3 protein-coding genes and 1 pseudogene are annotated in these 3227 nt (G+C 50.2%); 3 read left to right on the top strand and 1 reads right to left on the bottom strand.

Features of this window, described 5'->3' with window-relative positions; genetic code table 11:
• Positions 1-372, top strand: a pseudogene (locus tag ABYT30_RS17565) (TetR/AcrR family transcriptional regulator); the annotation flags it as partial.
• A 66-nt stretch (positions 373-438) separates the two neighbouring features.
• On the top strand, positions 439-1203 hold the full coding sequence (locus tag ABYT30_RS17560) for an SDR family oxidoreductase (RefSeq protein ID WP_373084230.1): 765 nt from the start codon (positions 439-441) through the stop codon (positions 1201-1203).
• 42 nt (positions 1204-1245) lie between these two features.
• On the opposite strand, the gene ABYT30_RS17555 is transcribed toward ABYT30_RS17560, so the two are convergent.
• The gene (locus ABYT30_RS17555; RefSeq protein WP_373097775.1) at positions 1246-2619 is read right to left on the bottom strand and encodes a DsbA family protein; all 1374 of its coding nucleotides are present in this window, start codon (positions 2617-2619) and stop codon (positions 1246-1248) included.
• 200 nt (positions 2620-2819) lie between these two features.
• Between ABYT30_RS17555 and ABYT30_RS17550 the strand changes: the two genes are divergently transcribed.
• Positions 2820-3227, top strand: a 408-nt coding sequence (locus ABYT30_RS17550) for an MBL fold metallo-hydrolase (protein ID WP_373097774.1), incomplete at its 3' end; no start/stop codon positions are given.

Here is a 3227-nt window from a genome sequence, read left to right as displayed (position 1 = left end):
CGCGGGCAATACGAAGCGGCCATGCTCGACGCCGACCGCAGCGGCACGCTTGAGGAGCGCATTCTGCATGCAGTGGAGCGTCACGCCGAAGTCTACGAGCAAAACTACAATATTATCTTAGCGACGACTGCACAGCGCTGGCGTCTTGAAGTACTGCAAAAAAACTACGCCCGCGTACAGAAAGGTTTACGCAAAGACCTCGATAACTGGTTACCCGAACTCAAGGCCATTGCCTCGGAACAGAGGGAAGCCATAGATGCTATTGCCTCTTTTGAGATGTGGCATCGGCTTAGAGAACATCAGGGCCTAAGCGTCAAAACTTGCATAGAGATTATTAACGGCCTGCTACTAAACCTGACCCAAAGCGCTTAAACACCTCGACTAGCAATATTTGGTAGTAAGGTGTAAGCCCTCATCGCAAAACAAGGATCATATAATATGAGCACTAATCTGTTTGATTTAACTGGAAAAGTGGCGCTGGTTACCGGCGCAAGCCGTGGTATCGGCGAAGCCATTGCCCGACTTTTAGCCGAACAAGGTGCCCATGTTATTGTCTCAAGTCGCAAAATTGATGACTGCCACACCGTCGCCAATAGTATTATTGCCGCCGGTCACAGCGCGGAAGCCTTGGCCTGCCACGTTGGTGATATGGAACAAATTGCCGATATTTTTCAAACAATTCGTAAGCAACACGGCAAGCTCGATATCCTAGTGAATAACGCTGCCGCCAACCCCTACTTCGGCGACGTACTCGATACCGATTTAGCGGCTTACAATAAAACCGTCGATGTAAATGTACGCGGCTATTTCTTTATGAGCGTGGAAGGCGGAAAAATTATGCGCGACAACGGAGGCGGCGTTATTATCAACACTGCCTCAGTCAACGCGTTACAACCAGGGCCAATGCAAGGTATCTACTCTATTACCAAGGCCGCCGTGGTCAATATGACTAAAACGTTTGCCAAAGAATGCGCAAAACACAATATTCGCTGTAACGCGATATTACCCGGGCTGACAAAAACCAAGTTCGCTGGCGCACTTTTTACCCACGACGAGATATATCAATCTGCGATTGAAAAGATCCCGATGCAGCGTCACGCCGAACCACAGGAAATGGCCGGCACCGTGCTGTATTTGGCATCCAACGCCAGCAGCTATACCACGGGCGAATGCATAGTTGTCGACGGTGGCCTAACGCTTTAAACAAGTAAGGGATTCGCGGCGCCGTGACAAGCGCTGCGAATCTCAGCCAGCCTTAAGCAAACGCTGTATTTCGCGGGCAAATAACCAAAGGCGATCCTGCCCCCATAACGCCAAAACCGGCTCACCGTTTTTATCCAGTAAACGAAAACTCGGCACCCCCCATAATCCCGCCGCGTACATAGTAAGGCGATTGTTTTCAAGTATGGCTTCCCAAGCTGAATCACCAAGGTGCTCCCGCGCCTTATTCCAATTCAGTCCGGCTCGCTCAACAACCTGTCTAAGACCGCTATCTTTGCTCGTATTAATGCCTTGTGCAAAGGCGCAGTGAAGAAAACTAGATAGCAATTCATCACCTCTGCCCTGCTCGCACGCCCAGGGATAAAGTGAATAACAACGGCGCACCGGCTCACCAATCGGATCATAAATTGGCCCAAAGGCGACGCCCGCGGCACGCGCCTCGCGCGCGCAATCGGTAAAAATATAAATACCCTTTTCACGGGTCGCCGGGACACCACGCATAACCATAGGTAATACAGGACGCACAATTAACCTTACGCCGGTATCCCGCGCAAGCTTAAGTGCCCGATCAAAAACGATCGCCGTGTAGGGGCTGCGTAGTGAGGGATATATTTCTAATGTAAGCGAGCCATTGTCGACAAGCGGCCCAGATTCGATCTCGGGCCTAGGCGCAAGTGCTGGCGCATCGGAACGGTGGTCTAAGCCCTGTTCTGCCAATCGATTTTCTAAATGATAAAGACGATCAACTCCCCAATACCATTCCTTACCGTAATAGAACATCGCGCCCGAATAATGACCGAGCTTGACGCGTTGCGCATTACCCTGCTGAATACGCACTATGGTGTGACTAAGGGTAGCAGCACCCAAACGCTCAGCAAGCGCGGCCAGCCTCGTCTGATCGTGATTCCATAGCGCTGTGCTCACCTCAACGAGGCAATCAATAAATCCCTGCGCAGTTTGCTTAGCCAGTATCGACTGCGCTTGATCGACTAGGGCCTTAGCCGGCACGGTCTTGCAATCGGGAAAATGCAAACCGTAGTGTGGCGCAATGTGAATCGCATCTTGCCGAGCAAGGTCACTCAGCAATTGTGGCTCAGGGGCATTTGCGTCTTGTGTCGCTGAAACTAAATGGCAGACCACCGTCACGTCGTAGCGCTTACTGATTGCCGACAATAACTGTGCGCTGAGGTGGCTGTAGCCATCATCAACTTGATGAAAATATTCCACAATATGCGGAGTGCCAGCGTTGAGACGATGGCGCTCAAATTTAGCGCGCAGCTTAGTTTGGTAGCGCAAACTCGCGAGCCGCGACATAAACAGTTTAGAGGTAAGCCAGCGATAAAGTCGACTCGGGTCAGAGCTTGATGCCCCCCCCTTATCTTTAAATTTTTCAGACATAGTCGAAGCCTTTCTTCAATCGCCAATTTATTGCGTAACAATCATTATTATTAATTCAAAAAGCCGTTTATATCATTTCAAATACATCGGCCATTGACTCTTTTCTTTACAAATGACATGTTACCCTTAAGTATTGGCACTCACAATGCCATTACAAGCATTCTAATATTAATAAGCAACAACTGATGCCGGAATAGGATATGAAAAGATACAATAAATTAATAAGCCTGCTGTTCTTTTTCGCACTTACTGGCTGCATGCCATCCGGCCTGAGCAAACTGATTCTCGAAAAAGGCATGGTGGCACGAATGTCAGCCAATACTCTAGCGGAACTCGACGACGGATTGCACCTAGCCCTTTGCGGTGCGGGCGGGCCCATGCCAGCACCAAAAGCGTCTGGCCCCTGCGTATTGGTTATTGCTGGCGAGCGCATGTTTGTTGTTGATGCGGGCACCGATGGCGTTAGAAATATTGCGCGCATGGGCTACCCGATTAACCAGCTTGAAGCGGTTTTCCTCACTCACTTTCACTCCGATCACATCGACGGTTTAGGTGAAATGGGTACGCTGCGCTGGGCAAGCGGCGCAAACGCTTCGCCGCTGCGAGTT

This window comes from Zhongshania sp., from assembly GCF_041623545.1.
GTDB lineage: Bacteria > Pseudomonadota > Gammaproteobacteria > Pseudomonadales > Spongiibacteraceae > Spongiibacter.
Note: the sequence above shows the minus strand (reverse complement) of the source record. Positions and strands in the feature narration are given on the sequence as shown.

Excerpts from the sequence above, each read along its gene's own strand:
- ABYT30_RS17555 (WP_373097775.1), bottom strand. The coding sequence starts at position 2,619 with ATGTCTGAAAAATTTAAAGATAAGGGGGGGGCATCAAGCTCTGACCCG.
- ABYT30_RS17560 (WP_373084230.1), top strand. The coding sequence starts at position 439 with ATGAGCACTAATCTGTTTGATTTAACTGGAAAAGTGGCGCTGGTTACC.